Annotated in this window: 3 protein-coding genes; all 3 read right to left on the bottom strand. The window is 44.3% G+C overall.

The window, feature by feature from the left end:
* Nucleotides 1-329 (bottom strand): prepilin-type N-terminal cleavage/methylation domain-containing protein (locus tag A3739_RS23185; protein WP_197472512.1); only part of this gene is annotated, 329 nt, incomplete at its 3' end.
* Nucleotides 322-816, bottom strand: coding sequence for a type II secretion system protein (locus A3739_RS31270; RefSeq protein WP_304439251.1), 495 nt, complete (start codon nucleotides 814-816; stop codon nucleotides 322-324). The genes A3739_RS31270 and A3739_RS23185, both read right to left, overlap by 8 nt.
* Nucleotides 817-883: 67 nt before the next feature.
* On the bottom strand, nucleotides 884-1,120 hold the full coding sequence (locus tag A3739_RS23175) for a hypothetical protein (RefSeq protein WP_068474827.1): 237 nt from the start codon (nucleotides 1,118-1,120) through the stop codon (nucleotides 884-886).
* Nucleotides 1,121-1,176: the final 56 nt, after the last annotated feature.

Below are 1,176 nucleotides of genomic sequence, written 5' to 3'. Positions count from 1 at the left end.
TCTCCTTCTAAGGAACGAACGGAAAAACGCTCTTTTGACTCAAAGCGAGATACATGCCGATCAGATATCAGAAGCAATATCACTGGCTTTTCTTCTAAGGCATTGAGCTCAACATAAACGCCTGCCTTATCTTGGTTAGCAAGTGCCAAGGATTGCGCCCTAGCAATATATTGATTCAAGACCTGAGTATACGAGTAGGTATGAAATAAACTTGGAGAAAAAGAGCGAACAGAGAGCCAGACAAGGCTCGATAGAATAAGAATGACGGCAATAAGTTCTACTAAGGTAAATCCTCGTTGCCGCGCACGATTCGCTTTAAAACTAGCCACAACCAGTGGCGACAACATTCACGCCATAACTAACGCGAATTGGAGCAGTGTTATCAAGATCAGCTTTCGCCGCTGTGTAATCAACATAACAATCTTTTTGAAGCTCTAGACGCAAGACATCACCACCTCGAGCACCCTCGCTTTGAACAATAAAGTCTTTGTTTTGTTCAACACCCGCAGCAATAGCAATGCCGGCTATATTAGCCGTCGGATATCCGTTCACCATGGTAATACGAGCACCATCCAATGTGACGGCTTCGCCTAAGCTTGCACCTTTCACTAATTGCTCCGCATGAGCAATTGCTGCTGCAGATTTGATGGCACCTGCGACACCGGCAAGCGAAGCCTCACGCGCTTCTTTTCCAAGATCTGCAAATCGTGGAATTGCAAAGGCAGACAAAATACCTAAGATGACAATAACCATCACTAATTCAATAAGGGTAAAACCGCGCGACTGACGTGCACGCATTAGACTGTACTTCTGCATAATTCGATATTCGTTAATTTGTTATTATTAACTATAGACGGACTAGGCTTATTGACTAGCGCCGACCTTATTTTTCTCGTTCCGATGTGACCAAGCTCAACACTTGCATGCGTTGATTCGCATCATCTTGCATAGCATGGTGGTAATCGCGAGCGACTTCATGAAAATCCGCGTATTTCGCGACAGCATTTACTGCCAGCAAACTTGCGATCACTACACTCGACACCAGCACCCAAGATCGGCCTGATTTTCGATACCCTTTCTGATTTACATCCGTCCCTAGTTGTCCAATCGTTTTTTTCATTGGCTTGTTGCCTTTATTTTATATGATTAGAAACTTACTCAATGCGCGTTAGCGTA

The sequence above is a fragment of the Oleiphilus sp. HI0067 genome (assembly GCF_001635735.1).
The sequence above is the reverse complement of the archived record's forward strand: the minus strand, read 5'-3'. Positions and strand labels throughout refer to the sequence as shown.